The organism is Saccharopolyspora sp. MMCC62 (assembly GCF_057736575.1).
This window is the reverse complement of record NZ_JBYKCM010000016.1, coordinates 18,235-45,168: the sequence shown is the minus strand read 5'-3', so window position 1 is coordinate 45,168 and position 26,934 is coordinate 18,235. Positions and strand designations below refer to the sequence as shown.

Sequence of the window (26,934 nt, the reverse complement as noted above, 5' to 3'; positions counted from 1 at the left end):
GTCCGTTCACTCGGTGCCGGGTCAGGACTTGGTTCGGAGGGCTTCGGCGCCCGTGCCGTCCGCGTCGAGGTGCGGCCAGCGCGGGGTGTCGCCCGTGGGGGTGTCGCCGAGGACGGTGACGCGTTGGCCGACGCGGCGGTCGGCGTAGTCGTTGATCGCGTAGTGCTGGGTGGCGCGGTTGTCCCACATGGCGATGGCGCCGGCGTTCCAGCGGAACCGGCACACGTTGCTCGGGTGCTCGGCGACGGCGTAGAGGTGCTGGAGCAGCGCGTCGCTCTCGGCGGCGGTCAGCTGCGGGATGCGGCGGGTGAACATGCGGTTGACGTACAACGAGCGCCGCCCCGTCTCGGGGTGCACCCGCACCACGGGGTGTTCGGCTTCGCTGCGGAACGAGCCGTTGGGGTGCTCGAACACGTGGATCGCGGTGAGCCCGTCGAGCATGTCGCGCAGCGGCGCGGAAAGGGATTCGTAGGCGCGGTGCTGGTTGCTCCACATCGTGTCCCCGCCGAACGGCGGGCATTGCACGATCTGCAGGATGGAGGCGACCGGCGGAGTGGGGCTGAAGGTGACGTCGGTGTGCCACACGTCGGCTTTGGCGCCCTGCGCGGAATCGAGCACGACGATTTCTTCGTGCCCGTCGAGCTTCGGCAGGAACGGGTGCACTTCGAGTTCGCCGAGCCGCTTGCCGAAGTCGATGTGCGCCTGCGGTCCGAGCCCGGCGGCCTCGGGGAAGAACAGCACGAGGTGTTCGAGCAGCAGTGCGTGGACCTGCGCGAACGTCTCATCGGAGAGGTCGTTCAGGTCGATGCCGCGGACTTCGGCGCCGAGCGCGCCGCTGATCGGACGAACCTGCAGGCCGGTGTCCTGAGCGGGAGCCACCATGATGATGCGCCTTTCTGAGTGGAGCCGATGACACTTGTTCCGCGCACGCGGAATGGCGGATCGGCGAATCGAGGAATCGCCGTCCGGATCGGGTCGAATTCTTGACCGGATTCGGGTTCCGGTGCGATGCTGCGCGAACCGGATTCGAGTTCCGGTGGTGATTTTCCCCGGGCGAAGGAACCGCGTGAAATGCGCGGTAAATCGGGGGGACGCGAGCCGGGAATCCGGCTGGAGAACACCGGAAGCATGAACAGGAGTGCACCAGTATGGCTTCGGAGACGACGGATCCCGGCGCGCGGTTGGCGGCGCTGACCGACCTCGCCACCCCGTTCGCGGTGCGCGCGGCGGTGACGCTCGGCGTCCCGGACCGGATCGCGGAGGGCACCGGCGGGCTCGCCGAGCTGGCCGCCGCCACCGGAACCGACGCCGATTCGCTGGCGCGGCTGCTGCGCCACCTGGTGGCGATCGGGTTCGTGGCCGAGCAGGACGGCCGCTTCGAGCTGACCGACGTGTCCCGGCACCTGCTGGGCGCGGACAGCGCGTGGCAGAAGAAGTGGCTGGACCTGGACGGGCCGGGCGTGAAGATGGACCTGGCGTACGCGGGCATGGCGCACTCGGTGCGCACCGGCCGCTCCGGGTACGGGCCGGTGCACGGCGTGCCGTTCTGGGAGGACTACCAGCGGGACGACGCGCTGCGCGGCTTCTTCGGCGCGATCATGGCGGCGCACGCGTGGCAGACCGGCCCGCTGCTGGCGGCCGAGTACGACTGGTCCGCGGTCAAGAACGTGATCGACATCGGTGGCGGGGTGGGCGCGCTGCTCGTCGAGGTGCTGCGCGGGCAGCCGCACCTGGAGGGCGCGGTGCTGGACCTGCCGCCGGTGGCCGCCGAAGCCGACGAGGCGCTCGCCGCTTCCGAGGTGTCCGGCCGCGCCGAGTTCGTGCCCGGCAGCTTCTTCGACGAGCTGCCCACCGGCTACGACCGGTACGTGGTGTCCCGGGTGCTGACGGACTGGCCGGACGCCGACGCGGTCCGCATCCTGCGCCGCTGCGCGGAGGCCGCGGGCAGCGCGGGCCGCATCCTGGTGGTGGAGGTGCTGGCCGGGGAGGAGCACGCGAAGAACAACTCCTCGTTCGACCTGCAGTCGCTGTCGCTGCTCGGCGGCCGCGAACGCTCCGTCGCCGACTTCGAGGCGCTGGCCGCCGAAGCCGGTCTCGTCGTGCGCGGCACCCGCAGCTGGGACGGCGGCCTGGTGCTCGTGGAGTGCGAGCTCGCCGGGTAGCCACCCCGCCCCGGCCTGGGCGGTGCTCATGCCCAGGCCGGGAGGTGCCGGGCCCGCGGATCGGGCAGCACCCCCACCTGGTGCAGCCGGTCCAGCAGCGACAACCGGTGCTGCCCGAGCCCGGCCATGTTGTGCATGACCGTGTAGCGCAACCGGTCGTTGCCGCCGGTGCAGCGCAGCGCGCGCCGCCCCACCACCCGGCCGGTCCACGACAGGTCCGTGATCATGCGGGCCGCGTTGTGGCTCGTCTGTCCGATGTGGACCAGTTCGGGGAGTCGTTCCGCCTCGTACGAGCGAATTCCCGCGTCCACCCCCTCCGCGCCCAGGTCGTCGCCGAGGTGCCGGGCGAGGCTCTCCGCATCCGTGATCGACGTGTTCATGCCCTGCGCCGCCATCGGGTGCACCGCGTGTCCCGTCTCGCCGACCAGCGCCAACCCCGGAATCCCCAGGCTCGGTGCCAGGAACCGGGACACCGGCAGCACCTGCCGGTTCGCCGCGCTCGCCCGCAGCGCCTCCGCCAGCGGCTCCAGCGCGGGCGTGTCCCGCACCAGCCGCTCGATCCACCCGGCCATGCCGTCGGCGTCCAGTCCGCGCAGCTCGTCCGGCCCCACCTGCACGTACAGCCGAACCCGGCCGCCCGGCAGCGGGTACCGCAACCGCAGGCCGCGTTCGCTGACGTAGGCCGAGAAGTCCTGCTCGACCCGCGGCGCGTCCGCGATGTCGAACGCCGCCAGCCGGTGCGGGTACTCGTCCCGCCGCACCTCGATGCCCGCCGCCTTCCGGAGCCGCGAGGAGACGCCGTCCGCGGCGACCACCAGCGACGCCCGCACCTCCCGCTCGTGCCCGCCCTCGGCGACCCGCACCCCCACGACCCGGCCGTCCGCGTCCCGCAGCAGATCCCGCACCAGCGCACCCCGGCGGAACTCCACCGAACCGTCCAGCCGGTCCGCCAGCGCATCCAGGATCACCGGGTAGTCGTGCGCCAGCAGCCACCGCTCCTGCTCGCGCAACCGGTCGTAGTCCAACGCCATCAGCGGTGCGCCCGCGGTGTCCCGCGCCACCAGCCGCGCCAGCCGCAGCCCGCCGCGCTCCTCCAGCCGCCGCGCCACGCCCCAGTCCCGCAGCACCCGCAGCGCGCCCGGCTGCAGCACCTCGCCCTTCGCGACCCGCGACGGCTCGGCGCTCTTCTCCAGCAGCAGCACCCGGAAACCCCGCGAGCTCAACGCGCAGGCCGCGGCGAGGCCGCCGACCCCGGCGCCGCACACCACCACATCGGCGTCCACGGTCAACTCCTCCCCGCCGCATCGCGGTAGCGGGCCAGCGCCCGCAACGCCAACCCGTTCGCCAACGCCCGGTTCCCGTAGCGGGACACGTGGCGCACGTACTCGTTCACCGGAGCCGCCGACCACGACCCGTCCGGGCGGCGCGCGTCCAGCAGCCAGCGCACCCCGCGCCGCACCTCCGCGCCCTCGGTGCCGCCGCTCGCGACCAGCAGCGCGCCGACCGCCCACGCCGTCTCCTCGACCGTGCCCGGCTCGTCGCCACCGGTTCCCCACGAGCCGTCCGGCAGCTGCGCGCGCACCAGCCACTCCTGCGCCCGCCGCGCCGCATCCGAACCGCCCGCCCCGGCGCGCACCAGCGTCTGCAGCACCGCCGAGGTGCCTGCCGTGTGCATCCGGTACCACACCGATTCGAACGAACCGTCCGGCCGCTGCGCCCGCTGCAACCAGCGCACCGCCTTGCGGATCCGCCGATCCGCCGCCGGAACCCCGGAATCCAGCAGCCCGTCCAGCGACTGCGCCGTCATGTGCGGGCACGGCCCGCTGTTCGCCACCTTCGTGTTCCGCACGCACAAGCCCCACGAACCCCGCGAGTCCTGCTGCGCGAACAACCAGCGCGCGCCCGCGTCCAGCGCGGGGCGCTGCAGCTCACCCGGGAAGCGGGCCAGCGCCGACATGATCTCCCCGGTCTCCAGCGATGCCGGCCAGCCCTTGCCGGACCAGCCCCAGAAACCCGGCGGGCAGCCGAATGCCGTGAACGGCCGGTGTTGCTGCTCCCGCAGGAACACCTCTCGGGTCGCCAGCAGCCGCTCGTCCGCCGCGTACCCGGCCTCCAGCAACCCGCCCCCCGCGTACATCGACCAGGTCAGCCCCAGCGGGCCGCTGTTCCACGACCCGTCCTCGTTCACCTGCTCCCGGAACCAGCGCACCGCGCCCGCCACCATGTCCGCGCCCAGGCCCGCGCGCGCCAGGCCGCCGCAGATCAACCCGGTCACCCACGCGTCCTCGCACCAGCCGCCGGTGCTGCCCTCGTGCGCGTACACCTCGCGGATGATCGCCAGCGCGCCCGGCGTGCCCGCCTTCGCCAGCAGCCGAGTCACCGGCGTCTGCTCCCGCGTCGCCGCTTGCGCCAAGCCCAACGCGCACACCATCGGCGCGCGCAGGTCGAACAACCGCAGGAACGGGCCGCGCAGCACCGCCAGCTCCAGCGGGAACCGGCGCATGTCCGAGGTCCGCAGCCAGCCGACGAACGAGTAGAACTGGCGGCACCAGGCCGTCACCTCCGGGTGCGGAATCCCGTCCAGGCCACCGTGGTCCAGCATCCAGCGCTGCCCGGCCGCCACCGCGTCGCCCGCCGACTCCGGCGCCACCAGCTGCAGCGTCGCCGACGCCACCGCCGTCGGGCCCGCCTCGTCCGCACCGCCCGGCACCATGCTCCAGCCGCCGGTGTCCGACTGCTGCGCCCGCAGCCACGCCACGCCCCGCTCGATCAGGTCCGCCGAACCCCGCGGATCGGCGAAGTGCAGCGCGCTCACCGCGCCCACCGTGCTCAACGTGGACGTCAGCCCGTCCTCCGAGTAGTCGAACACGCCGTCCGGGCGCCGCGCGGCGAACACCGCCTCCGCCGCGGCCTCGATCGCCTCGGAGACCTCCTCGGCCCGCGAAGTCGTCATGGCAGCGTCGCCTCCCGTCGCTCTGCCGTGGGGAACTCGTGCCCCGAACGCAGCACGGCCTGCGCACCGAGGCTGAACACCAGCGCGGGCACCAGCACCGCCAACGCGAGCCACAGGCCCGCCGCACCCGCGATCAGCGCGCCCGCCAGCACCAGCCGCTCCGCGACGAGGATCTCGTGCGCCCGCAACGCCTTCCGCGGCGGCAACTCCCGGATGTGCTCCAGCAGCAACGAGAACGCCGCCGTTCCGGCGCACGCCGCCACCGTCGCCAACGCCGAATAGCCGCCCCGCTGCGGCACCGCCTCCGCCAGCGCCAGCACCACCAGCAGCCCCGACGCGTACAGCGCGAACGACATCCGCACCGCCACCGGAACACCGCTGCGCACCGGCACCGACCGGTAGCCACCGGCCCGATCGCCGTCCACGTCGCGCATCGTCCCCACCAGGTTCGACGCCGCGTCGTGCGCCAAGAACACCAGCGCGAACACCAGCACCGGCCACGGCAACCGGTCCGCGCCCAGCAGCGCGCCCGCCGCCAGCGCCAGCGCCGTCAGCGCGCCGCGCACCAGGTTCCCGGACAGGCCGCGCGCCTTGCAGAACCGGCTGTAGGCGACGATGCCCGCCGTCGCCACCACCACCAGCAGCACCGCCCGCCAGTTCACCAGCAGCGCGAACACCGCGGCCGCCGCCGCGCACCCCAGCCCGCAGGCCAGTGCCGCGCGCGGCGACAACCGGCCGGACGGGATGGGCCGCTGCGGCTTCCCGATCGCATCCAGCTCCCGGTCGAAGTAGTCGCCCAGGTAGTGCCCGGACAACCAGCCCAGCGCGGGCACCACCGCCGCAGCCACCAGCGGCACGCCCCAACCGGCGCCCGCGGTGACCGCGCCCGCGATCCCCACCATCGCCGGATAGCAGGTCGTGTAGGGCCGCCAGGTCTCGACGTGCGCCCGGATCCCGCGGCGCACCGCGGACATCGACGCGGCCACGGCTAGCGGTCCCGGTGGATCGCGAGGTCCGCGACCGCCGCCAGCAGCCGCGCGCCCTCGCCGACCGGCAGCACCGCCAGATCCCGGTGCGCCTGCCGGATCTCCTCGGCCGCCTCCGCCGCGGCGCGCTCCACCGCGCCCAGCCGGGTCAGCACGTCCCGCAGCAGCGCGAACGACTCCACCGGCGACCGGGAGCCGCTGAGCGCCTCCGCCAGCAGCGCGCGATCCCGCGTCCCCGCCATGCCGTGCGCCACGATCACCGGGAACGTCGGCCGCATGTTCCCCGCATCGCTGCTGCCCGACTTGCCGGTCACCTCGGTGTCCGCCAGGTACGGCAGCAGGTCGTCGTGCATCTGGAACGCCGTGCCGACCCGGTCGGCGAACCGCGTCGCCGCCGCCACCTGCTCGGCGTCCCCGCCGCCGAGCACCGCGCCGGACCGGCACGCCGCCCGGAACAGGGCACCCGTCTTCAACGCCGCCATCCGCCGGTACCGCTCCGGCGGGCACGCCGGGTCCCGCAGCAGCTCCGCCTCCAGCGCCTGGCCCCGGCACAGGTCCACGCCCGCGTCGGCGACCGCGCGCACCGCGGCCAGCACCGGTTCGGCGGGCAGCCCGCACTCGGTGAGCGCGGCGAACAGGCTCAGGATCAGCGCGTCCCCGGTGACGATCGCGTCCGGCACTCCGAACCGCACCGGTACCGAAGCCCGGCCGCGCCGCAGCTCGTCGCCGTCGATGATGTCGTCGTGCACCAGCGATGCCACGTGCAGGTACTCGATGGCGACCGCCGCGGGCAGCACCGCGGCGCGGTCCCCGCCGACGGCCTCCGCCGCCGCGACCAGCATCACCGGGCGCAGCACCTTGCCCGGTGCCAGCAGCGCGTACCGCGACACCTCGCCGATGTGGTCGGTGCCCGCCGGCCAGCGGCGCTCCAGCTCGGCGCGCAGCTCCGCCGCCACCGGGGACGCGGCCAGCACCGCCGCCGGATCCCCGGACAGGTCGTGGGCGTCGGTGATCCGGGCGGTCACCGGGCGGGCTCGCTGACCTCGGCGGCCAGGTCTCCGATACCGGGCTCCGCGGGCGCGAGTTCGGTGGTGAACTCGGCCGCGACCTCCAGCACCAGGTCGTTCGCCGCGGCGGTGCCGACGGTCAGCCGCACCCCGGACTCGGCGATCTCCCGCACCACCACGCCGCGCTCGGCGCACCGGTCCACGAAGCGCTGGTTCGCGGCGCCCAGCGGCAGCCACAGGAAGTTCCCGCCGCTGGCGGGCACCGGGATGCCGCGCGCCAGCAGGCCGTCCCGGAGCCGGTCGCGTTCGGCGGCGACCTCCGCGCACTGGGCGCGCATCACCGCGGACGCCGCCAGCGCCGCCGCGGCCGCCGCCTGTGCGGGGGCGCTCACCCGGAAGAACAGCGCGCCCGGCTTCAACGCGGCCACCACCGGTTCCGGTGCCAGCAGGTAACCGACGCGCATCCCGAGCAGCCCGTAGGACTTCGAAAAGGTCCGAGCGATGGTCAGGCGCTGGTCCGTTCGGGCTAGTTCGATTCCATCCGCAATGTTCTCGGTGGTCCCGGTCGCGAAGTCGATGTAGGCCTCGTCGAGCACCACGTGCACATCACTCGGAATGCGATCGAGGAACCCGGTGATCTGTTCCGCGGTCAGGATCGATCCCGTCGGATTGTTCGGGTTGCACAGCAGAACCGCACGAGTGCGTTCCGTGATCGCGGCCGCCATCGCGTCCAGGTCGTGCGCCGCATCCCGCAGCGGCACGCCCACCGCGGTCGCTCCGGCGTTGCGGATCATCAGCGGATACATCTCGAACGACGGCCACGGGTGCACCACCTCGGTGCCCGGGCCCGCGTGGACCTGCAGGAACTGCTGGAGCAGCGCGCCGGACCCGACCCCCGCCAGCACCCGTTCCGCGGCCACCCCGTGGTGCTCGGCGATGCGCGCGACCAGATCCGCGGAGAACGGGTCCGGAGTGAGGTTCAGCGTGTCGAGCGCGGCTTCGGCGGCAGTTCTCACGCCGGGCAGCGGTGGGGCGAAATTCTCGTTCAGGGAGAGCTGGTGCACAATTGAGGTCACAGTGCCAATCCCGTTCTGGCCGCTGGGTTTCATGGCCTCTCGTGCGGTGTCCGCCGGTTCTGTTCCGGACCGCTCGTGATGCTGGTCGAATACTGTGTTCCGCGGCGTTCGATGTCAAGGTTCGCGTTCTTGTGGAACGTTAGGTCCGTGTTTCGGAATCCGCGTGGTCGGTTTTCTTCGAGGGGATTCCCTGAATGTTCTGCGGCAGGGGGTCGCGGCGCCGCCGGTGCGGACCGCCGCTGTGCTAGCCCGCCGGGGGAGCGGCCGAGTCCCCGCGCCCGTCGCCTCTCGCGCGCCCGTCCGCGCGCGTTGCAACCAATCTGTGATCCAGGTGGATTCACCAGGTCAGCGGGTTCCGGCCCCGGTGCCGCGCGGCCTGCGCGAACGTGGTCGCCCGAATGGCTCTGGAATATTCCACCGGTCGTTCGGTACACCGGACGCGGTGCGTCCGCCACAGCGGCAGTCGGGGCCCGGTGGCCGCACCCGCCACGGTCCGGGGACCGCTGGCTGCGCCACGACCGGCGGGAGTACCGGTCGCGGCAGAACCGCGGCCCCGGTGCGTTCGGGGCGCGCCGGGGCCGCGGACCCGTTTCCCCGGCATTCGGCGCGAAAGCGCGGCGCCGACCCGAATACCGCCGACCGGGCGAATCGCGGATTGCCGAACGGCACTGTGAAAACGGCAAATACCGGCACTTTTGGGCCGAATGTCGCCGCGATTAGGGTCGCAGACGATTCCTCAATGGCAGCGGGGCGGGCACCGGCCCGTTTCGTGGAGGGACCCGGGAACGGACCACGCGCAGCCGATCCCGGACAACCGACAACGCCCGGGACGCCCCATCGACCCGGACGCGAGATCGAGGAGAGCAAGATGGTCGCTGCCCCACGTCGTCTGGCCCGCATCGCCGGGATCGCCGCGGTCGCCCTCTCGGCCGCCGCCACCGTCTCCGTCTCGGCCGCCCAGGCCGAACCGGCCGACGTCAGCCCGTACATCGTCGGCGGCCAGGACGCCGACATCGCCGACCACCCGTTCGTCGTCGCCCTCACCACGCCCGACGGACAGCAGTTCTGCGGCGGCTCGCTCGTCTCCGAGACCAAGGTCGTCACCGCGGCGCACTGCACCACCGGCTCCGACCCGTCCGAGATCAACGTGCTCAGCGGGCAGACCGAGATCAGCGGCACCGGCGGCACCGTCTCCGAGGTCAGCGACGTCTGGGTGCACCCCGAGTACACCGACGCCACCCAGGGCTTCGACGTCTCCGTGCTGACCCTGTCCGCGCCCGTCGAAGGCGCCGCGCCGATCGAGCTGGCCACCGCCGACGACGCCGGCTACACCGCGGGCACCGACGCGACCCTCCTCGGCTGGGGGACCACCCAGGAAGGCGGCTCCACCTCCGACCACCTCAAGACCGCGACCGTGCCGGTCAGCTCCGACGCCGACTGCTCCGCCGGGTACGACGAGTACAGCCCCGACTCGATGGTCTGCGCCGGTCTGCCCGAGGGCGGCGTCGACGCCTGCCAGGGCGACTCCGGCGGCCCGATGGTGGCCGACGGCCGCCTCATCGGCGTCACCTCCTGGGGCGAAGGCTGCGCCCGCCCCGGCAAGCCCGGCGTCTACGCCCGCGTCGGCGCCTACAACGACGTCCTGACCGAGCAGATCGGCAACTGATCCGCTGAACGGTACGAGAACGGGGCGGTCCACGCGGACCGCCCCGTTCTCGCGTTCCCGGCGTCCCGTCCTGGCCTCGTCCTACCGGCGACGTCCCCTCGGCCGCCGAGCGGCGGCCACCCGCGCGCACCGCAGCGGGTTCGCCGCGCTTTCCCCGCGAGGACGTGGGCTTCTCCCGCGGTGGAGCCACCGGGGACGAGAACCCAGCAGCGGTGGATGCGCTCCGCCGGCCGAGCGGGAACCCGAGCTCACGCGAGCTGGCGGGCCGAGCGGTCCTCGAACTTGGTGGCGTAGCCGCCGATGACCGCGCGCGATTCCACGGTCCCCAGCGCGACCCGGTCCAGGCAGTCGACGGATTCGCGGAACGCCGCGACCCGCTCCTCGTCGTCCAGCAGCAGTCCGCACTCCTGGCTCTCCAGCAGCACCGTCGCCACGCCGCGGGCGAACTCGATCACGGTGAACGGGCCGCCGAGCCCGGCGTGCACGCCCAGGTTCGTCGGCAGCACCCGCACCGCGATGTTCGGCGCCTCCGCGCAGCGCAGCAGGTGCCGCAGCTGCCCGGCGCTCACCGCCGGACCGCCGACGGGCCGGGCCAGCACCGACTCGTCGAGGTAGGCGGTGAACGACACGGGTGACGCCTTGTGCAGGATGCCCTGCCGCACCTGGCGCACGTTGACCTGCTCGTCGACTTCACCGGTCCCTGCGCCGGACGCCGCGCACACCGCGGTCGCGTACGCCCGGGTCTGCAGCAGCACCGGCACGTAACCGAGGCTGAGCTCGGTGAGCCGGGACGCGCGCTGCTCCGCGTCGATGCAGGCGCGGGTGTGCGCCGACAACCCCGCCATCGCCTCCCACCACGACGGGCGCCCCAGCTCTTCGGCCATCGTCAGCAGCTGCTCGCGCCGCTTGCCGCGCACCCGCAGCGCCGCCAGCACCGCAGCCAGGTCGGGTCCGCCGATACCGCGCTGCGCCGTCTCGATGCGGCTGATCTTCGCGATGCTCCAGCCGAGCTGTTCGGCGAGCACTCCCTGGGACATCCCTTTGTCCTTGCGCACCTTGCGTACCTCTGCCGCCAGTGCGCGGGCCCGGGGGGAGTTCGACATGATCGTCAGAATATGGTGCCAGCGCGGAAAAAACCGTCGCTCGATCAGGTACTGGTGAACTGCCCGAACCGCCGCAGATTCCCGATTCCACCTCGAAGATGCGCCTCCGCCGAGAACTTCCGGGCCGCGATCCACCAGCGCAGCCCCGCTCCGGCACCGGACCTGCGGGCCGACCACGCGCGGTGATGTCGCGGGGACCCGGAAACCGGGCCCCCGCCACCCCCAGGCCATCCGACCCCCCGGATGCCGCGCGGCGCCTCCCCCGCGGCGCCGCTGAGATCAGGTTGGCACGACCGCCACCACCGCTTCCACTGGAACGGCCGACAATTCGCCGGAACATGTGGAGTGCCCTCGAGATCAGTCCGCGGGGATAGACTCGGCCCGGGGAGGGCCGTCAGCCGCCGCGCGCAACGGTCGCAGCACGCACGCTCCGCAGAGCGGGCGGCACCGCACATGTGGAAGGACACATGCCGTCAACCGGAACCTCCGAGATCGCAGCCGCCGACGCCGAACACCGGCGGGTGCACGCCCCGCAGGCACTCCTGGACACGACCCTGGACCAGCTGCGCACCCTGGTGGTGGTGCACGAGGCGGGCACCGCGCTGGCCGCGGCCCGGCTGCTCGGCCGCGAGCAGTCCAGCGTGCAGAAGCAACTGGACACCCTGAACCGGAACTTCCGCGAGCTGTGCGGCGAACCGCTGGTCCTCAAGCAGGGCAGGGGGAAGAGCGCGCTGTTCACCGGCACCGGTGAGGCGCTGGTCGAGCGCGCGCGGGACACCCTCGACGACTGGCTGGACGTGGTCACCGACTCCCGGCGTCGCGTCGGCGGATCGCTGCGGGTCGGCACCACCCGGTTCACCCTCGGCTTCCTCACGCCCGCGGTGGAGCGGGTCGCCGCCGGGTTCCGCGATGACGGCATCGACCTCAAGGTGGTGCACCTGCGCACCCGCAACCTGCTGGAAGCGTTGCGCGCCAACGAGGTCGACCTGGTCTGCGGCAGCACCCTCACCCACGTCGGGGCGGACCCGGAAGGGCTCGACGTGCTGGAGTGGCGGCGCAGCGGGCTCACCCTCGTCACCAACCTGGACCGGAGGCTGGTCGCCGGTCCCGCGGTCCGCGCCGCCGCGCTGCCGCGGCTGCCGCTGATCGTCGCGGGCAGCGGGCTCGTCACCGAGTTCCTGCGCGGCTGGTACGGCGCCGACTACCGGGGGGCGCTGAACGTGGCCGCCGAGGTCGACGACGTGCGCTACGGGTTCGAACTGCTCAGCTCCGGGCTGCTGCACGGCTGCATGCTGGTCACCCGCGGCGTCGCGGAGGCGGCGATGGACGGCAGGCTGCCGGACGGGCGCGGGCTGCGGACCCTCGACGTGCTCGGCGACCTGGAACCGGAGCTGGAGGTGCTGGTCGGCGCGTTCGCGCGGGCGGGCGAGCTGGAGCAGCACGACGCGGGGCATCCGCTGAACCGGTTGTGGTCGGCGCTGACCAGCAGGCACGACGAGTGGCGCGCGGAGAAGTCCACCCGGGCCTGACCGGCCGACAGTTCGCCGAGACGTCTCCGCCCGGCCACCGGGTCCTCACCGCAGGTGAGCCCGCGCCGGTGAAGGTGTTGCGCGTGAGCGAGCCGAGAACCGCAGGACGACCGGTGCGCACCCTGGTCGCGCTGGGCGATTCGACGACCGTCGGCATGGGCGACCGGACACCGGGCGGCGGCAGGCGCGGGTTCGCCCGGCTGCTCGCGGACGCCTGCGGCGGGCCGGGCCGCATCCGGTACGCGAACCTGGCGGCCTCGGGCGCGCGGGTGCGCGACGTGCACGAGGTGCAGCTGCCGGGCGCGCTGCGGCTGCGGCCCGACGCGGTGGTGCTGGTGGTCGGCATGAACGACACGCTGCGCTCCGATTTCGACCCGGTCCTGCTGCTGCGGCGGCTGGACGCGGTGGTGGGCGAGCTGACCCGCGCCGGGGCGGTGGTGGTGGCCGCGCGCTACCACGACCACGGGCGGGTGTTCCGGTTGCCCGCGCCGCTGCACCGCGCGCTGCGCAAGCGGATCGAGCAGGTCAACGCGGTGCTCGACGAGGTGCTGTCCCGGCACGGGGCGCGCTGCGTGGACCTGGACGTGCTGCCCGGCGCCTACGAGCCGGACGCGTGGTCGGTGGACCGGCTGCACCCCTCCGAGCTCGGGCACCGGCTGCTGGCGCGGGCGATGGGGGAGCGGCTGGTGGCGGCCGGTCTGCTGGTGGATCCGGTGCCGTTGCGCTGCGCCGGGGGCGTTCGGGTCACGGCCTGGCACCACGCGGCGTGGCTGGTGTTCCGGGGAGTGCCGTGGCTGGTGCGGCGCGGTGCGGATCTGCTGCCGCACGGGGTGGCGGTGGTGGTGCGGGAAGTGCTGGCGCTGCGCCGGGAACGGCGGCTCCGGGAACGGCGGCTCCGCGGCGGCGGGATCGCGGGGGCCGCGCCGGGCGGGGTGCCGGGGCGTTCCGGGATCGAGCGGTCCGGTCCGGATCGGGCGGCGCTGGGTCGGGCGGCGTCGGATCGGGCGGCGCTGGATCGGGTGGCGTCGGATCGGGCGGCGTCGGGCGAGGCGGAGCTGGGCGGGGCGATGCCGGATCGGGCGGTGCCGGGAGCGGGGACGTCCGCGGCGGAGCGGGCGGCCGCGGACGTGGCGCGGCACCCGGATGCCGGATGAGCCGCTGCGCCGAGGTGCGCAGCGCCGGTTGTCACGTGCGTGAGCATTCAGGTCCACCTGATCACTCGGATGGCCCAATCTGAATCCACGCAGAACATGAATTGATTTCATTTCTCTTGATGTTCGATTAGCGTCCGGCCCGAACCCGACGAGAGGACTCGCAGATGGCCGGGCCGCACCGCATCACCGCCGCACTCGGCGTCGGCGCTCTCCTCGGCGCGCTCGCGCTCGCCCCGGCGGCGGCCGCCGCGCCCGCTGCTCCCGCGCCCGCTGCTCCCGGGTCCGCCGCGCCCGAAGCCGCCGCCTCCGAACCTGCGGTGCCCGAGGTCCCGGACCACTGCGGCGGCCAGTGCCACCAGGTGCTGCCGCCCGGCCAGAACGGCAACGCCACGCTCGCCGAACTCGCCGGGCACCTGCTGTTCGGCACCAAGCCGAAGCACTCCGACGACCAGATCGCGCCCTACGCCGACCTGGCCACCGGGTACCAGCAGCTCACCACCGGCACCATCGACGAGTTCTTCCACGACAACTCCTTCGGCGTGCGGCCCGACGACGTGGACCGCACCTACCACCCGCGCGACGACGTCACGGTCGTGCGGGACAAGTCCGCGGGCGTCCCGCACATCTACGGCGACACGCGCTCCGGCACCACCTTCGGCGCCGGGTACACCACCGCCGAGGACAAGCTGTTCCTGATGGACGTGCTGCGCCACGCCGGTCGCGGCGAGGTCAGCTCGTTCGCCGGCGGCGCCCCCGCCAACCGCCAGCTCGAGCAGGACTTCTTCGCCACCTCCCCCTACACCGAGGAGGAGCTGCAGCGGCAGATCGACCAAGCCGCGCAGAAGGGGCCGCGCGGCGTGCAGGCCCTCGCCGACGCGCAGTCCTACGTGGACGGCATCAACACCTACCTGCGCGAAGCCCACGACGGCCGCTACTTCCCCGGCGAGTACGTCGCCACCGGCCACGTCGACGCCATCACCAACGCGGGCGAGATCGAACCGTTCCAGCTCACCGACCTCGTCGTGCTCGCCTCCGTCGTCGGCGCCCAGTTCGGCGGTGGCGGCGGCAACGAGGTCCAGCAGGCGGTGGCCCGCATGTCGCTGCACGAGCGCTTCGGTCCCGAGCGCGGCGAACAGGTGTGGCGCACCTTCCGCGCCGAGAACGACCCCGAAGCCATCTCCACCGTCCACGACGGGCACGAATTCCCCTACGCCGCCACGCCCGACGACCCGCAGGGCCGGGCCATGCCCGACCCCGGCTCGGTCACCGAGCAGCAGCTCGTGTTCGACGCCACCGGCTCCGCAGCCGAACCCGCCGAACCCGCCGCGCCCCGGCCGCAGACCGCGCCCGAAGCCGCGCCCGCACGGCCGCTGGCCCCCGAAGAGCAGGTCGACGCGCTGCGCGGCATGTTCGACGACGGCGTGCTGCCCGCGGACATGGCCGAACCCCGCGGCATGTCCAACGCGCTGCTCGTCTCCGGCGAGCACACCGCCAGCGGCCACCCCATCGCCGTGTACGGGCCGCAGACCGGGTACTTCGCGCCGCAGCTGCTCACCCTGCAAGAGCTGCAAGGGCCCGGGATCTCCTCCAAGGGCGCCTCGTTCGCCGGCCTCAGCTTCTACACGCTGCTCGGCCGCGGCCAGGACTACTCGTGGAGCGCCACCACCGCCGCCCAGGACATCATCGACACCTACGCCGTCGAACTCTGCTCCCCGGACGGCGGGCTCGTCACCAAGGACGCCGACCACTACCTGCTCCGCGGCGACTGCGTGCCGATGCAGCAGGTCGAACGGCACGACTCCTGGGAACCGAACCTCGGCGACGACACCCCCGCCGGGTCCTACCGGCTGGTGTCCTTCCGCACCGCGTACGGGCCGATCACGCACCGCGCGACCATCGACGGCAAGCCCGTCGCCTACGCCTCGCTGCGCTCCACCTTCCAGCACGAGGTCGACTCGATCATCGGGTTCCAGCGGTTCAACGACCCCGCCGAGATCACCTCGCCCGAAGCGTTCCAGCAGGCCGCTACCGACGTGAACTACACCTTCAACTGGTTCTACGCCGACGCCGAGCACACCGCCTACTTCAACTCCGGGGCCAACCCGGCGCGGCCGGCGCACGTCGACCCCGCCATGCCGATCCTCGCCGACCCCGGCAACGACTGGCAGGACTGGAACCCCGACGGCAACACCGCCCGCTACCTGCCGTCCGAGCAGCACCCGCAGTCCGTCGACCAGGACTACTACGTCAGCTGGAACAACAAGCAGGCCCCCGGCACCAGCGGCGCGGGGCTCAACAAGGGCGCCGTGCAGCGCGGCGACCTGCTCGACTCCCGCGTCCGCGGACTCGTCGCGCAAGGCGGCGTCGACCGGGCCGAGCTCACCCGCGCCATGTCCGAAGCCGCCCTCGTCGACCTGCGCGCCGAACGCGTGCTGCCCGACCTGCTGCGCGTCCTCGACAGCGGGCCCGCCGACCCCGAGCTCGCCGGACAGGTCGACTCGCTGCGCGCCTGGCTCGCCGACGGCGGACTCCGCACCGAAACCGAACCCGGCAGCGAGGAGTACGCGCACGCCGACGCCATCGAACTCCTCGACGCCTGGTGGCCGCTGCTCACCCGCGGCATCTTCGAACCCGCCGTCGGCGCCGACGCCTACCAGGCGCTGACCGGGGCCGAGCACATCAACGAATCGCCCTCCGGCTGGCAGAACGGGGAACCCGGGCTGCACGTCGGGCAACCGCACCAGGGCTCCGCGTTCCTCAACGGCTGGTACGGGCAGGTGTCGAAGAACCTGCGCGGCGCGCTCGGCGACGACGTGCCCGGCGGATTCGGTGCCGGACCCGCCGCGCCCGGGAACTCGCTGTGCGGCGACGGCAGCCTCGACGCCTGCAGGCAGGCCCTCCAGGACAGCCTCCGCGCCGCCGCCGACACGCCCGCCGAGGAGACCTATCCCGGCGACGCCGACTGCGAACCCGGCGACCAGTGGTGCGCCGACGCCATCGTGCACAACAAGATCGGCGGCATCGCGCACGACCCGATCAGCTGGCAGAACCGGCCGACCTACCAGCAGGTGGTGGAGTTCCCCACCCACCGCTGACCCGAGCCGGAGTGAACGGACCGTTCGTCCAGCGGGATCGGACGGACGGTCCGTTCACTCGGTGCCGGGGGAGCCGCGTCGGCCGTGGTCCGGCTGGGGTGAACGGACCGTTCGTGCAACGGGATCGGACGGACGGTCCGTTCACTCGAAGATCTGGCTGCCATGCCGTCGGTCGGGGAGTTTCTGGGGTGAACGGACCGTTCGTGCAACGGGATCGGACCGACGGTCCGCTCACCCGTGGATCGGGAGGCGACCGTGCTACCCGCCGAAGCAGGTGGGGTGAACGGACCCTTCGTGCAACGGGATCGGACGAACGGTCCGTTCACCCGGCGACGGCACGGCTGCGGACAGGTCGGAGTGAACGGACCGTTCGCCCAACAGGATCGGACCGACGGTCCGTTCACCCGAGGAGAGCGGCGCGGTTCGAGCCGTGCGGCGGCCGCGGGCCGAGCCGGGGGAACGGACCGTTCGCCCAGCGGGATCGGACGAACGGTCCGTTCACTCGGAGAACCGAGGGGGTCACACCGTTGCCGCCGGGAGGCACGGGGTGTCGCCGGATTCGGGGCGGTGGCGTGCGATCGGGGCAATCGGATCACGCTGTCGAGCTGTTCCCGCGGCATGATCGAGTGCACTAGTCTCGCGGCGGCACGCTCGACGACCTTGGGGGCACCTTGGCCACGTGGGACGACATCGCCGCATTCGTCCGGTCCGATTACCGCGTCATCGAGGACACCGGCGACGAGATCCGCATCCTCATCGAGTACGAGGACGACCGCAGCCAGGTGATCATCGTGTGCCGGGAGGTACTGGACCAGCGGGAGGAATGGGTCCAGATCGCCTCGGTGTGCGGCCTCGTCTCGGACGTGGACCTGCGCCTGGTGCTGAAGGAGATCGGCGAGACCTCCGTCGTCTGCGGCGCGGTGATCATGGGCGAGCACGTGGTGCTGCGCCACTCGCTGCCGCTGCTGAACCTCGACATCAACGAGTTCCTCGACCCGCTGCAGCTGGTGGCGGACACCGCGGACCAGCTGGAGGAGACCTTCTTCGGCGGCGACGGCTACTGATCCCGACGGCTACTGATCCCGACGGCGGCGGGCCCGGGGAGCTGGAGGCCGGGTTCCCGCCTGATCGATTCACGCGCTCGAAGATGACCCGATGGGACGCGGCTGAACGTGTTCCACCGCGCCGGGCTCCTTGACTTTTCCCCGGTGCGGCGCGGAAATCGAGGTCATGGCCCGTTCCGCCGGAACTCCGCGCGCCCTGTCCGCTCTGCTGGTCCTCGGCGTGCTGCTGGCGGGCTGCGCGTCCCCGGTGCGCACGGCGGCTCCGGGCGGCAAGCCGAACGTGGTCGTGGTGATGACCGACGACCAGTGGCTGGACAGCATGCGGTTCATGCCGAACGTGCAGCGGCTGCTGGGGCTCGGCGGGGCCACGTTCGACCGGTACTACGCGTCGTTCCCGCTGTGCTGCCCGTCCCGCTCGACGTACCTCAGTGGACAGTTGGCGCACAACAACGGGGTGCGGCACAACGCGCCGCCGCTCGGCGGGTACGACGCGCTGGACGAGGCGAACACGCTGCCGGTGTGGATGCGGGCGGCCGGTTACACGACCTCGCACATCGGCAAGTACCCGAACGGCTACGGCAAGTCGGACGAGACGCACGTGCCGCCCGGCTGGGACGAGTGGCGCGGTTCGATCGACCCGACTACCTACGACATGTACGGCTACCGGTTGAACGAGAACGGCGTGCTGCGCACCTACGGCGACCCGTGGGTGCAGGACCCGGCGATGTACCAGACCGACGTGTACCGGGACAAGGCGATCGATTTCATCGACCGGCAGTCGGCGGCGGGGAACCCGTTCTTCTTGAGCCTGGCGTTCCTGGCTCCGCACGGGGAGAACGTGCACGGCGCCCCGACCAACGGCGACTTCTTCCGGGTGGGCCGCGGTCCGCGTCCCGCGCTGCGCCACCAGGGCGAGTTCGCCGCGGAGCGGTTGCCCTACGACGCCTCGTTCGGCGAGCAGGACGTGGCGGACAAGCCGGAGTTCCTCCGCGACTACCCGGGGATCTCGGCGGGCACCCGCACCGAGATCGACACCAGCTACCGGCTGCGGCTGGAGTCGCTGCTGGCCGTGGACGAGGCGGTGCAGCGGATCGTGGACGCGCTGCGCGCCAACGGGCACCTCGACGACACGTACCTGATGTTCGTGTCGGACAACGGTTTCTTCTTCGGCCAGCACCGGGTGCCGACCGGCAAGTTCCTGCCGCACGAGGCGGCGGCGCACGTGCCGCTGCTGCTGCGCGGGCCGGGCATCGCGGGCGGCGCGCACGTCCCGGAGCTGAGCACGAACACCGACCTCACGGCCACCGTCACCGACATCGGCGGGGCGGAACCGACGATCCCGCTGGACGGGCGTTCACTGCTGCCGTTCGCCCAGAACCCGTTGCTGCGCACCGGAAGGCCGCTGCTGCACGAGGCGGCGGAGGGCGCGTTGCCTGAGCCGGTGCGGCCGGGCGCGGCGTCCGACGGGGCGTCCGCGCTGGACGTGGCCTCGGGCCGGGCGGCCTGGGCCGGTGACCTGGACCAGGACGGTTCCGCCTCGCCGCCCGCGCCGGCGGCACCGCGGGACGACCACAGCCAGGTCCTCGACGCCGCGTACGAGGCGATCCGCACCGAACGCTACCTGTACGTCCGGTACGTCAGCGGCGACCACGAGCTCTACGACCTGCACGTGGACCCGTACGAGCTGGCGTCGAAGCACGACGACGTCCGCTACGCGCAGGTGCGGGAGTTCCTCGACCGGCACCTCGACGCGCTGCAGGGCTGCCGCGGCGCGGAGTGCGGCGAGCCGATACCGGATCCGCCGCAGCCCGGGTGAGATTCCGGCGCGCTCAGGGGTATCCCCGCACGAGGCGGGAGATCGACGCGATCGGTCATCTCGCCCGATCCGGCTCGGTAGGCTGCGCCGCGTGCTGTTCCTGATCCCCGCCGCCGTCCTGTTCGTGATCTTCGGAATCGGTTTCGCCTACGAACGGCGACTGGTCCGCAACGGCGTCTACCTGTTCCTCGCCTGCCTGTTCCTGGTCGGCGGCCTGCTGCTGTGGCTGGCGACGTACTCGCGGCCCGCGGCGGCGGTGGTGGTGGTCGTGCTGGGCCTGCTGATCCCGCTGACCACCTTGGCGCTGGCGGTGTTCCTCGTCCTGAACGGGATCACGATGCTGCGGCGCGAAGGCAGGCGGTTCGCGAACGTGCTGTCGCTGGCCGCCGGGATCGGGATCATCGCGTTCGTGGTGCTGCGCGGCGTGGCGGGCACCACCGGGTGGACGCCGCTGGAGGTGGCGCTGGACGCCGCGGGCCGGGTCATCGGCTACGTCTCGGTGCTGTTCGCGTGCTTCCTGCTGTACTCCCTCGTCTACGCCGCGTTCCCGCACCGCCGCAAGACCGACTTCATCGTGGTGCTCGGTTCGGGGCTGATCGGATCGCGGGTGCCGCCGCTGCTGGCGAGCAGGCTGGACAAGGGGCTCGCCGTGTTCGAGGAGCAGCGGGCGAAGGGCCGCGACCCGGTGCTGGTCACCTCCGGTGGGCAGGGCCCCGGTGAGGACGTTCCGGAGGCGCGCGCCATGGCCGACCACCTCCTCGCCCGCGGTGCCCCGCCGGACCGCGTGCTGGTCGAGGACCGGTCGCGCAGCACCGAGGAGAACCTGCGGTTCAGCGCGGTCATCATGCGCGAACACCGGCAGCAGCACCGCGCCCTCGTCGTCACGAACAACTTCCACGTGATGCGGGCCGCCCGCATCGCCCGGAAGGAACGGGTGAACGCGCAGGTGATCGGATCGCCGACGGCGCGCTACTTCTGGCCGAGCGCGACGATCCGCGAATTCGTGGCGATCTTCCTGGACCACCGGGTGGTGAACTTCGGCCTGTGCGGGCTGATGGTCCTCGGCACCGTGCTCCCCGCGCTCTGAAACGCGGAACGGGGCGGTGCGACCACGCGCACCGCCCCGCCACGAGCCACCGGGATCAGCCGGGCTTGACCATCGGGAACAGGATCGTCTCCCGAATCCCCTTGCCGGTGAACGCCATCAGCATCCGGTCGATGCCGATGCCGACCCCGCCGCTCGGCGGCATCCCGTACTCGAGGGCGCGCAGGAAGTCCTCGTCGAGCTGCATCGCCTCGGCGTCCCCACCGGCGGCGAGCAGCGACTGCTCGGTGAGCCTGCGCCGCTGCTCCACCGGGTCGACCAGTTCGGAGAAGCCGGTGCCGAGCTCCATCCCGAACCCGATCAGGTCCCACTTCTCGGTGAGCAGCGGGTTCTCCCGGTGCTGCCGGGTCAGCGGGCTCGTCTCCAGCGGGAAGTCCCGCACGTAGGTCGGCCGGATCAGGGTGTGCTCGACGAGCTCCTCGAACAGGTGCTCCACCAGCTTGCCCGGGCCCCACGCCGGGTCCCAGGTGATCTCCTTGCCGTCGGCCAGCTCGCGCAGCCGCTCGACCGGGGTGGCGGTGGTGATCTCCTCGCCGAGGGCCTCGCCGACCGCGCCGTACAGCGTGATCGACGGCCACTCGGCGCCCAGGTCGATGTCCCCGTGCTCCGGGTGGCGCACCACCATGTCGCCGAACACGGCCTGCGCGGCCTGCCGGAACAGCTCGGTGGTGAGGTCGGCCGCCGTGTCGTAGTCGCCGTAGGCCTCGTAGAACTCGAGCATCGTGAACTCGGGGTTGTGCGTCGAGTCCGCGCCCTCGTTGCGGAAGTTGCGGTTGATCTCGAAGACCTTCTCGATCCCGCCGACGACGAGCCGCTTCAGGTACAGCTCCGGCGCGATCCGCAGGTACAGGTCGAGGTCGTAGGCGTTGATGTGCGTGGTGAACGGGCGGGCCGTGGCGCCGCCGTGCACCTGCTGCAGCATCGGGGTCTCGACCTCGAGGTAGTCGCGCCCGAGCAGCACCGTCCGCAGCGCCTGCACGGCCTTGCCGCGCTGGTGCGCCAGCTGCCGCGCCTCCGGGTTCACGATCAGGTCCACGTAGCGCTGCCGCACCCGGGCCTCCGGGTCGGTGAGCCCCTTGTGCTTCTCCGGCAGCGGCCGCAGGCACTTCGAGGTCAACGTCCACTCGTCGGCCATGATCGAGAGCTCGCCGCGCTTCGAGGTGATCACCTCGCCGGTGATGCCCACGTGGTCGCCGAGGTCGACGTCGGCCTTCCACGAGTCCAGGGCCTCCGCGCCGATCTTGTCCAGCGCGAGCATGATCTGGATGGAGCCGCTGTCGTCCCGGATCGTGGCGAAGCACAGCTTGCCGCCGGTGCGGTACAGCAGCACCCGGCCGGTGACCGACACCCGGTCGCCGGTGGCGACGTCGGGTTCGAGGCCCTCGTGCTTCGCGCGGACGGGCTCGATCGACGTGGTGCGCGGGTAGCCGACCGGGTAGGGGTCGACTCCGTTCTCCCGCAGCCGGTCCAGCTTCTCCCGCCGGATGCGCATCTGCTCCGGCAGGTCCTCGTGATTCTCGTCCACCGCTTCGCTCACCCGGACATGGTATCGGCCCAGCTCACCTGCCTCCCGGGGGCTCAGCTCGCGGCGCAGCGCGGGGACCCGGCGCCGAGCAACGCGCGGTCGCACCGGTCGCGGGTCGCGGTGGTCCCGGTGATCAGCGGATCGGCTCGGGGCCGGCGCATCGTGCAGCGCCTCGGTCGTGCTGAGCACCGCGGAAGTGCCCTCCCGCAGGTACCGCTCCGCCGGTCGGTCCGGCGGAGCGATGCGGACCTCGTCTCGGCGGCGCGTCCGCCCGCCACGGCCCAGGTGAACGGACCGTTCGCCCAACGGGATCGGACGAACGGTCCGTTCACCCAGGACCGCGGGGCTCAGCGCCGATCGGCGCGGGCCGGGTGCGGTGGATCGACGGGAACCGGCGCTCCAGGCCGAGGACCGCGTCGACCACCGCGGCCGGATCGCGTCCCGGCTAGCCCGCCGCGGGCACGCGGACCCGGCCGTCGACGACCTCGGCGACCCGGTCCACCTCGCCGAGGTGGGTGGTGTCGTGGGTCACCAGCACGGTCGCAGTGGCGCGGCGGTGGGTCAGCGTGGTGATCAGGTCGAGCACGGCGGCGCCGCGTTCGTGGTCGAGCGCGCTGGTCGGCTCGTCGACGAGCAGCACCGCCGGGTCGTTCATGAGCGCGCGGGCGATGTTGACGCGCTGCCGCTGCCCGCCGGAGAGCTGGTGCGGCCTGCGGTCCTTCTCCTTCGCCAGGCCCACCGAGTCCAGCAGTTCCACCGCGCGGTCCCGCGCGGCGCGCGCCGGGCGACCGTCGAGGTGCGCCATGACCTGCACCTGCTCGGCGGCGGTCAGCGAGGCGATCAGGTTCGGCTGCTGGAAGACGATGCCGATCTTCTCCCGCCGCACCGCCGTCAGCTGCGCCCGGTTCAGGCCGGTGAGGGTGGTGCCGTCCACGACGACCCGGCCGGAGTCGGGGGTGACCAGCGCGGCGGCGACGGCGAGCAGGCTGGACTTGCCGGAACCGGACGGGCCGATCACGGCCGTCACCGAACCGGCGGGCACGTCCAGGTTCGCCCGGTCGACGGCGGTGAGCCGGGAATCGCCGTCGGGGTAGGTGAGGGTGATGTCGCGCAACTGCAAGCTCATGACTGGCTCCAGGTTCGAATCGATCAGCGGATGGCCGGGCTGATCAGCGGGTGGGCAGAGCGGTCGGCGGGCCAACGGGGTGATCAGCGGGCGGGCAGGCCGATCAACGGGTGGGCAGCGGTCGACGAGGGGGCAGCGGTCAACGGGTGGACAGGGCGGTCAGCGGATCGACCGCCGTGATGCGCCGGACCGCCAGCGCCGCGCCGAGCGCGCCGAGCACGACCATCACGGCGGCGGGCAGCAGCACCGTGCCGACTTCCAGCACGAACGGGACGGTGCCCACGGCGACCGCGCCGATCGCGGCGGCGAGGCCGGTGCCGAGGGCGGTACCGCCGACGAGCAGCACCACGGCCTGCCCGAGCGCGTCGCGCAGCAGGTAGCGGGTGGTGGCGCCGAGCGCCTTGAGCACCGCGATGTCCCCGCTGCGCTGGATGGTCCACACCGTGAAGAAGGCGCCGATGACCAGCGCGGAGATCGCGAACAGGAACGCTCGCATCAGTTGCAGCGACCCGTTCTCCGAGCTGTACGAGCCGATCGCCGACAGGGCGCCGGAGGTGGTTGCGGTGCTGGTGCCCAGCCGCGCGTCGGCGGCCGCGAGGTCGGCGTCGTCGTCGCTGTCGAGCGCGATCACGGTCGCCTGCCGCTCGGTGCCGGGCGACAGCCGCTGCCAGTCGGCGAGGCTCGTCCACACGACCGGGTTGTGGCTGTAGGAGGCGTCGCCGGACACGGCGCTCACCCGCATCGCCTGCCCCGACACGGTGATGGAATCGCCCGCGCCGGCGTCGAGGTCCTCGGCGGCCCCTTCGGAGAGCACGACCGCGCCGGGACCGACGTCGCCGCCCCCGGGCACCAGCGCGGAACCGGGCTCGACGCCGAAGGTGGCCAGCGCCGTGCTGGTCGTGCCGGACCGCACCTTGGCGGTGGCGATGCCCAGCGGGTCCGCGCCGTGCACGCCGGGGACCTCGCGCCACCGCAGCCACTGCTGCCGGTCCACTTCGGACTCGGTGAACGTCGGTTCCTGGCCCTCCCGCGGCGCGGCGAACACCACGTGGTCGGCGGGCAGGTCGGTGATGGCCGAGGTGCTCTCCCGGCCCAGGCCCGCGGTCAGGCCGGACAGCAAGCCGACGAGCAGGGTCATCAGGACGATGACGGTCCCCATCAGGGCGAACCGCCCCTTCGCGAACCGGAGGTCTCTGGTGGCGACGAACACGGCCGAGTGCCTTTCTCTCACGTTCCGCCGGGGTCCTCCCCGGCACGGCACCGACACTCGTCCGAGGAGCGCTCCGGAACATCGCGCCCGCGGTCGGCTCCGCGGCGTCGAAGGGTGCGGCCGCGAATCAACCTTTCGATCGATGCACCGCCCTGACCAGGACGTACTCTGGAACAACCGTGGATCCGCTGACGCTCACCCGACCGCTGCGCGCGTTGCGCCTGTGCCTGCACCTGCTGATGGCGGGCCTGCTCGTGCTGGCCGCCGTGCACGCCGTCACCAACGACCTGCCGCGCCCCGGCGGGGTGATCGCCGCCGCCACCGCGCTGGCCGCCGTGTACGCCGCGGGGCCGCTGCTGCCCAGGGTGAGCCGGTCGAAGTGGGCCGCGGCGGTGTGGCTGGGCCTGCTCGGCGCGGTGTGGCTGGTGCTGCTGTGGCTCACCCCGGACGGCGTGTGGGTGGCGTTCCCGCTGTTCTTCCTGCAGCTGCACCTGCTGCCGGATCGGTCGGGGCTGCCGGTCGTCCTGCTCACCACGGTGTTCGCGATCGCCGGTTTCGCCTGGCACCAGGGCGGTTTCACCCCGGCGGCGGCGCTCGGCCCCGCGCTCGGCGCGGCCGTCGCGGTGGCCGTCGTGCTCGGCTACCAGGCCCTGTACCGGGAGAGCGAGCAGCGCCGCGAGCTGATCGAGGAGCTCACCGCGGCTCGCCACGACCTCGCCGCGGCCGAGCGCTCCGCGGGGGTGCTCGCGGAACGGGAGCGACTGGCCAAGGAGATCCACGACACCCTCGCGCAAGGCCTCTCCAGCATCCAGCTGCTGCTGCGCGCCGCCGAACGGGCCCTGCCCGACCAGCCGGAACTGGCCGCGGACCACGTGCTGCGGGCGCGCGGGGAGGCGCAGGACAACTTGGCGGAGGCCCGGCGCTTCGTGCACGCCCTGACCCCGCCCGACCTGGAAGGCGGCTCGCTCCCGGCGGCGCTGGAGCGGTTGTGCGCGACCACCTCGGCGCACGCCGAGACCGCCGTCCGGTTCCACCTGGACGGCGAACCGGCCGCGATCCCCACCCCGTTCGAGGTGGCGCTGCTGCGGATCGCGCAGTCCGCGCTGGCCAACACCGTCCGGCACGCGCGGGCCGAGGCGGCGGAGATGACGCTGACCTACATGGACACCCGCGTCGCGCTCGACCTGGTGGACGACGGGATCGGGTTCGACCCGGCGGCGGAGTCCGGCGCCGCGCGCGTCGACGGCGGCTTCGGGCTGGCCGCGATGCGGGCGCGGGCCCGGGCGCTCGGCGGCACGGTGAGCGTGGAGTCCGCGCCCGGGCAGGGCACCGCGCTCGCGGTGAGCTTCCCGCGCAGGCCGGCGGCGGAAGGGGAGGCGTGATGAGCGGGACCATCCGGTTGCTGCTGGCCGACGATCACCCGGTGGTGCGCACCGGCCTGCGCGCCGTGCTCGACACCGAACCGGACTTCGAGGTGGTCGCCGAGGCCGCCGACGCCGCGCGCGCCGTCCGGCTCGCCACCACCGAACAGGTCGACGTGGTGCTGATGGACCTCCGGTTCGGCGCGGGCATGCACGGCTCGGACGCGACCGCCGCCATCACGGCGCTGCCGGACGCGCCCCGCGTGCTGGTGCTGACCACCTACGACACCGATGCCGACATCCTCGCCGCGGTCGAGGCCGGGGCCACCGGCTATCTGCTCAAGGACGCGCCTCCCGAGGAGCTGGCCGCGGCCGTGCGCACCGCCGCCGCGGGCCAGTCCGCGCTGGCGCCGACCATCGCGCACCGCCTGATGGACCGGATGCGCACGCCCGGCACCGCGCTGAGCCGCCGCGAGACGGAGGTGCTGGAGCTCGTCGCGGACGGCCTGTCGAACCAGGCGATCAGCAAGCGGCTGTTCCTCAGCCAGGCCACGGTGAAATCCCACCTGGTGCACATCTACGGCAAGCTCGGCGTGGACTCCCGCACGGCGGCGGTGGCCGTGGCCGTCGACCGCGGCCTCATCCGCCGGTAACGACCGGCCGCGTCACGAGGTGGGCGCGACGACGGTCGGCAGGACCACGGCGTCGCCGACCGCGGTCAGGCCGTGCCGTTCGCGCGGCAGGGCGAGGTGATCGCCTTCCGTCGCGGCGACGCGATCGGATCCGGTGGTGACCCGGACCGAACCCCGGAGCACCTGCAACGTCGCTTCGCCGGGGCTTTCGTGGTCGGCGAGCGCGCTGCCCGCGGTGAGCGCGAGCAGCACCTGCCGCAACGCGTGCCCCGACCCGCCGTGGACGGTGCTCGCGGCCCGTCCCGCGCGGGAGCGCCGGGCGGCGGCGAGTTCGGTGAGCGGGGTCGTGGCCAACGGTCTCCCC

Annotated in this window: 21 protein-coding genes; 10 read left to right on the top strand and 11 right to left on the bottom strand. The window is 72.9% G+C overall.

The genetic code is table 11. The annotated features are described in order from the left end of the window. Nucleotides 1-21: 21 nt before the first annotated feature. On the bottom strand, nt 22-882 hold the full coding sequence (locus AC29IT_RS27250; RefSeq protein WP_488220565.1) for a TauD/TfdA dioxygenase family protein: 861 nt from the start codon (nt 880-882) through the stop codon (nt 22-24). A 266-nt stretch (nt 883-1,148) separates the two neighbouring features. Between AC29IT_RS27250 and AC29IT_RS27245 the strand changes: the two genes are divergently transcribed. Beyond that, the gene (locus tag AC29IT_RS27245) at nt 1,149-2,162 is read left to right on the top strand and encodes a methyltransferase (protein ID WP_358438402.1); all 1,014 of its coding nucleotides are present in this window, start codon (nt 1,149-1,151) and stop codon (nt 2,160-2,162) included. Nucleotides 2,163-2,188: 26 nt separating this feature from the next. Here the strand turns inward: AC29IT_RS27245 and AC29IT_RS27240 are convergent, their stop codons facing one another. Genes AC29IT_RS27240 through AC29IT_RS27220 form a run of 5 tightly spaced genes read right to left on the bottom strand, consistent with a single transcriptional unit; the run spans nt 2,189 to nt 8,217 of the window. Beyond that, nucleotides 2,189-3,445 (bottom strand): FAD-dependent oxidoreductase, encoded by a 1,257-nt coding sequence (locus tag AC29IT_RS27240; protein ID WP_488220564.1) that lies wholly within the window; start codon nt 3,443-3,445, stop codon nt 2,189-2,191. A gap of 2 nt (nt 3,446-3,447) precedes the next feature. Continuing rightward, nucleotides 3,448-5,115 (bottom strand): prenyltransferase/squalene oxidase repeat-containing protein, encoded by a 1,668-nt coding sequence (locus tag AC29IT_RS27235; protein WP_358438396.1) that lies wholly within the window; start codon nt 5,113-5,115, stop codon nt 3,448-3,450. Then, a complete protein-coding gene (locus AC29IT_RS27230) occupies nt 5,112-6,101 on the bottom strand; it encodes a UbiA family prenyltransferase (RefSeq protein WP_488220563.1) in 990 nt (329 codons plus the stop codon). Before AC29IT_RS27230 ends, AC29IT_RS27235 begins: the two co-directional genes overlap by 4 nt. A gap of 2 nt (nt 6,102-6,103) precedes the next feature. Further along, complete coding sequence (locus tag AC29IT_RS27225) at nt 6,104-7,126, bottom strand: polyprenyl synthetase family protein (RefSeq protein ID WP_358438390.1); 1,023 nt, start codon at nt 7,124-7,126, stop codon at nt 6,104-6,106. Then, entirely contained in the window at nt 7,123-8,217 is a 1,095-nt protein-coding gene (locus tag AC29IT_RS27220; RefSeq protein WP_488220562.1) for an aminotransferase class I/II-fold pyridoxal phosphate-dependent enzyme, read from the bottom strand. Before AC29IT_RS27220 ends, AC29IT_RS27225 begins: the two co-directional genes overlap by 4 nt. An 835-nt stretch (nt 8,218-9,052) precedes the next feature. Between AC29IT_RS27220 and AC29IT_RS27215 the strand changes: the two genes are divergently transcribed. Continuing rightward, a complete protein-coding gene (locus AC29IT_RS27215; protein WP_358438384.1) occupies nt 9,053-9,850 on the top strand; it encodes a S1 family peptidase in 798 nt (265 codons plus the stop codon). Nucleotides 9,851-10,098: 248 nt separating this feature from the next. Here the strand turns inward: AC29IT_RS27215 and AC29IT_RS27210 are convergent, their stop codons facing one another. Beyond that, complete coding sequence (locus AC29IT_RS27210; protein WP_358438382.1) at nt 10,099-10,953, bottom strand: helix-turn-helix domain-containing protein; 855 nt, start codon at nt 10,951-10,953, stop codon at nt 10,099-10,101. Between the two features lie 467 nt (nt 10,954-11,420). Here AC29IT_RS27210 and AC29IT_RS27205 point away from each other — a divergent pair, with 467 nt between their 5' ends. The 6 genes from AC29IT_RS27205 (at nt 11,421) to AC29IT_RS27180 (ending at nt 20,698) form a co-directional block, all read left to right on the top strand. Continuing rightward, the gene (locus AC29IT_RS27205) at nt 11,421-12,482 is read left to right on the top strand and encodes a LysR family transcriptional regulator (RefSeq protein ID WP_358438379.1); all 1,062 of its coding nucleotides are present in this window, start codon (nt 11,421-11,423) and stop codon (nt 12,480-12,482) included. Nucleotides 12,483-12,565: 83 nt separating this feature from the next. Next, nucleotides 12,566-13,636: an SGNH/GDSL hydrolase family protein gene (locus AC29IT_RS27200; protein ID WP_488220561.1), complete on the top strand. Its 1,071-nt coding sequence runs from the start codon at nt 12,566-12,568 to the stop codon at nt 13,634-13,636. Nucleotides 13,637-13,800: 164 nt separating this feature from the next. Beyond that, complete coding sequence (locus AC29IT_RS27195) at nt 13,801-16,731, top strand: penicillin acylase family protein (RefSeq protein ID WP_488220560.1); 2,931 nt, start codon at nt 13,801-13,803, stop codon at nt 16,729-16,731. A 671-nt stretch (nt 16,732-17,402) separates the two neighbouring features. Next, entirely contained in the window at nt 17,403-17,795 is a 393-nt protein-coding gene (locus tag AC29IT_RS27190) for a hypothetical protein (RefSeq protein WP_358438371.1), read from the top strand. Between the two features lie 166 nt (nt 17,796-17,961). Continuing rightward, a complete protein-coding gene (locus AC29IT_RS27185; protein ID WP_488220559.1) occupies nt 17,962-19,611 on the top strand; it encodes a sulfatase family protein in 1,650 nt (549 codons plus the stop codon). Nucleotides 19,612-19,702: 91 nt separating this feature from the next. Further along, on the top strand, nt 19,703-20,698 hold the full coding sequence (locus tag AC29IT_RS27180) for a YdcF family protein (protein ID WP_488220558.1): 996 nt from the start codon (nt 19,703-19,705) through the stop codon (nt 20,696-20,698). A 55-nt stretch (nt 20,699-20,753) separates the two neighbouring features. Here AC29IT_RS27180 and lysX read toward each other — a convergent pair whose 3' ends face one another. The 3 genes from lysX to AC29IT_RS27165 form a co-directional block, all read right to left on the bottom strand. Next, nucleotides 20,754-22,253 carry a bifunctional lysylphosphatidylglycerol synthetase/lysine--tRNA ligase LysX gene (lysX, locus tag AC29IT_RS27175; RefSeq protein ID WP_358438364.1) on the bottom strand — a complete coding sequence of 500 codons (1,500 nt, stop codon included), beginning with the start codon at nt 22,251-22,253 and terminating at the stop codon, nt 20,754-20,756. Nucleotides 22,254-22,686: 433 nt separating this feature from the next. Next, nucleotides 22,687-23,367 carry an ABC transporter ATP-binding protein gene (locus AC29IT_RS27170; protein ID WP_358438361.1) on the bottom strand — a complete coding sequence of 227 codons (681 nt, stop codon included), beginning with the start codon at nt 23,365-23,367 and terminating at the stop codon, nt 22,687-22,689. Nucleotides 23,368-23,506: 139 nt separating this feature from the next. After that, on the bottom strand, nt 23,507-24,577 hold the full coding sequence (locus tag AC29IT_RS27165) for an ABC transporter permease (RefSeq protein ID WP_358438490.1): 1,071 nt from the start codon (nt 24,575-24,577) through the stop codon (nt 23,507-23,509). 179 nt (nt 24,578-24,756) lie between these two features. On the opposite strand from AC29IT_RS27165, the gene AC29IT_RS27160 reads away from it, so the two are divergent. Next, nucleotides 24,757-25,959: a sensor histidine kinase gene (locus AC29IT_RS27160; protein WP_358438358.1), complete on the top strand. Its 1,203-nt coding sequence runs from the start codon at nt 24,757-24,759 to the stop codon at nt 25,957-25,959. After that, a complete protein-coding gene (locus AC29IT_RS27155) occupies nt 25,959-26,591 on the top strand; it encodes a response regulator (RefSeq protein ID WP_358438356.1) in 633 nt (210 codons plus the stop codon). Before AC29IT_RS27160 ends, AC29IT_RS27155 begins: the two co-directional genes overlap by 1 nt. A 12-nt stretch (nt 26,592-26,603) precedes the next feature. Here the strand turns inward: AC29IT_RS27155 and AC29IT_RS27150 are convergent, their stop codons facing one another. Then, a complete protein-coding gene (locus tag AC29IT_RS27150; protein ID WP_358438353.1) occupies nt 26,604-26,924 on the bottom strand; it encodes a cupin domain-containing protein in 321 nt (106 codons plus the stop codon). Between the last annotated feature and the right edge of the window lie 10 nt (nt 26,925-26,934).

Excerpts from the sequence above, each read along its gene's own strand:
- AC29IT_RS27250 (WP_488220565.1), bottom strand. The coding sequence starts at position 882 with ATGGTGGCTCCCGCTCAGGACACCGGCCTGCAGGTTCGTCCGATCAGC.
- AC29IT_RS27245 (WP_358438402.1), top strand. The coding sequence starts at position 1,149 with ATGGCTTCGGAGACGACGGATCCCGGCGCGCGGTTGGCGGCGCTGACC.
- AC29IT_RS27235 (WP_358438396.1), bottom strand. The coding sequence starts at position 5,115 with ATGACGACTTCGCGGGCCGAGGAGGTCTCCGAGGCGATCGAGGCCGCG.
- AC29IT_RS27220 (WP_488220562.1), bottom strand. The coding sequence starts at position 8,217 with ATGAAACCCAGCGGCCAGAACGGGATTGGCACTGTGACCTCAATTGTG.
- AC29IT_RS27215 (WP_358438384.1), top strand. The coding sequence starts at position 9,053 with ATGGTCGCTGCCCCACGTCGTCTGGCCCGCATCGCCGGGATCGCCGCG.
- AC29IT_RS27210 (WP_358438382.1), bottom strand. The coding sequence starts at position 10,953 with ATGTCGAACTCCCCCCGGGCCCGCGCACTGGCGGCAGAGGTACGCAAG.
- AC29IT_RS27205 (WP_358438379.1), top strand. The coding sequence starts at position 11,421 with ATGCCGTCAACCGGAACCTCCGAGATCGCAGCCGCCGACGCCGAACAC.
- AC29IT_RS27195 (WP_488220560.1), top strand. The coding sequence starts at position 13,801 with ATGGCCGGGCCGCACCGCATCACCGCCGCACTCGGCGTCGGCGCTCTC.
- AC29IT_RS27185 (WP_488220559.1), top strand. The coding sequence starts at position 17,962 with ATGGCCCGTTCCGCCGGAACTCCGCGCGCCCTGTCCGCTCTGCTGGTC.
- AC29IT_RS27170 (WP_358438361.1), bottom strand. The coding sequence starts at position 23,367 with ATGAGCTTGCAGTTGCGCGACATCACCCTCACCTACCCCGACGGCGAT.
- AC29IT_RS27155 (WP_358438356.1), top strand. The coding sequence starts at position 25,959 with ATGAGCGGGACCATCCGGTTGCTGCTGGCCGACGATCACCCGGTGGTG.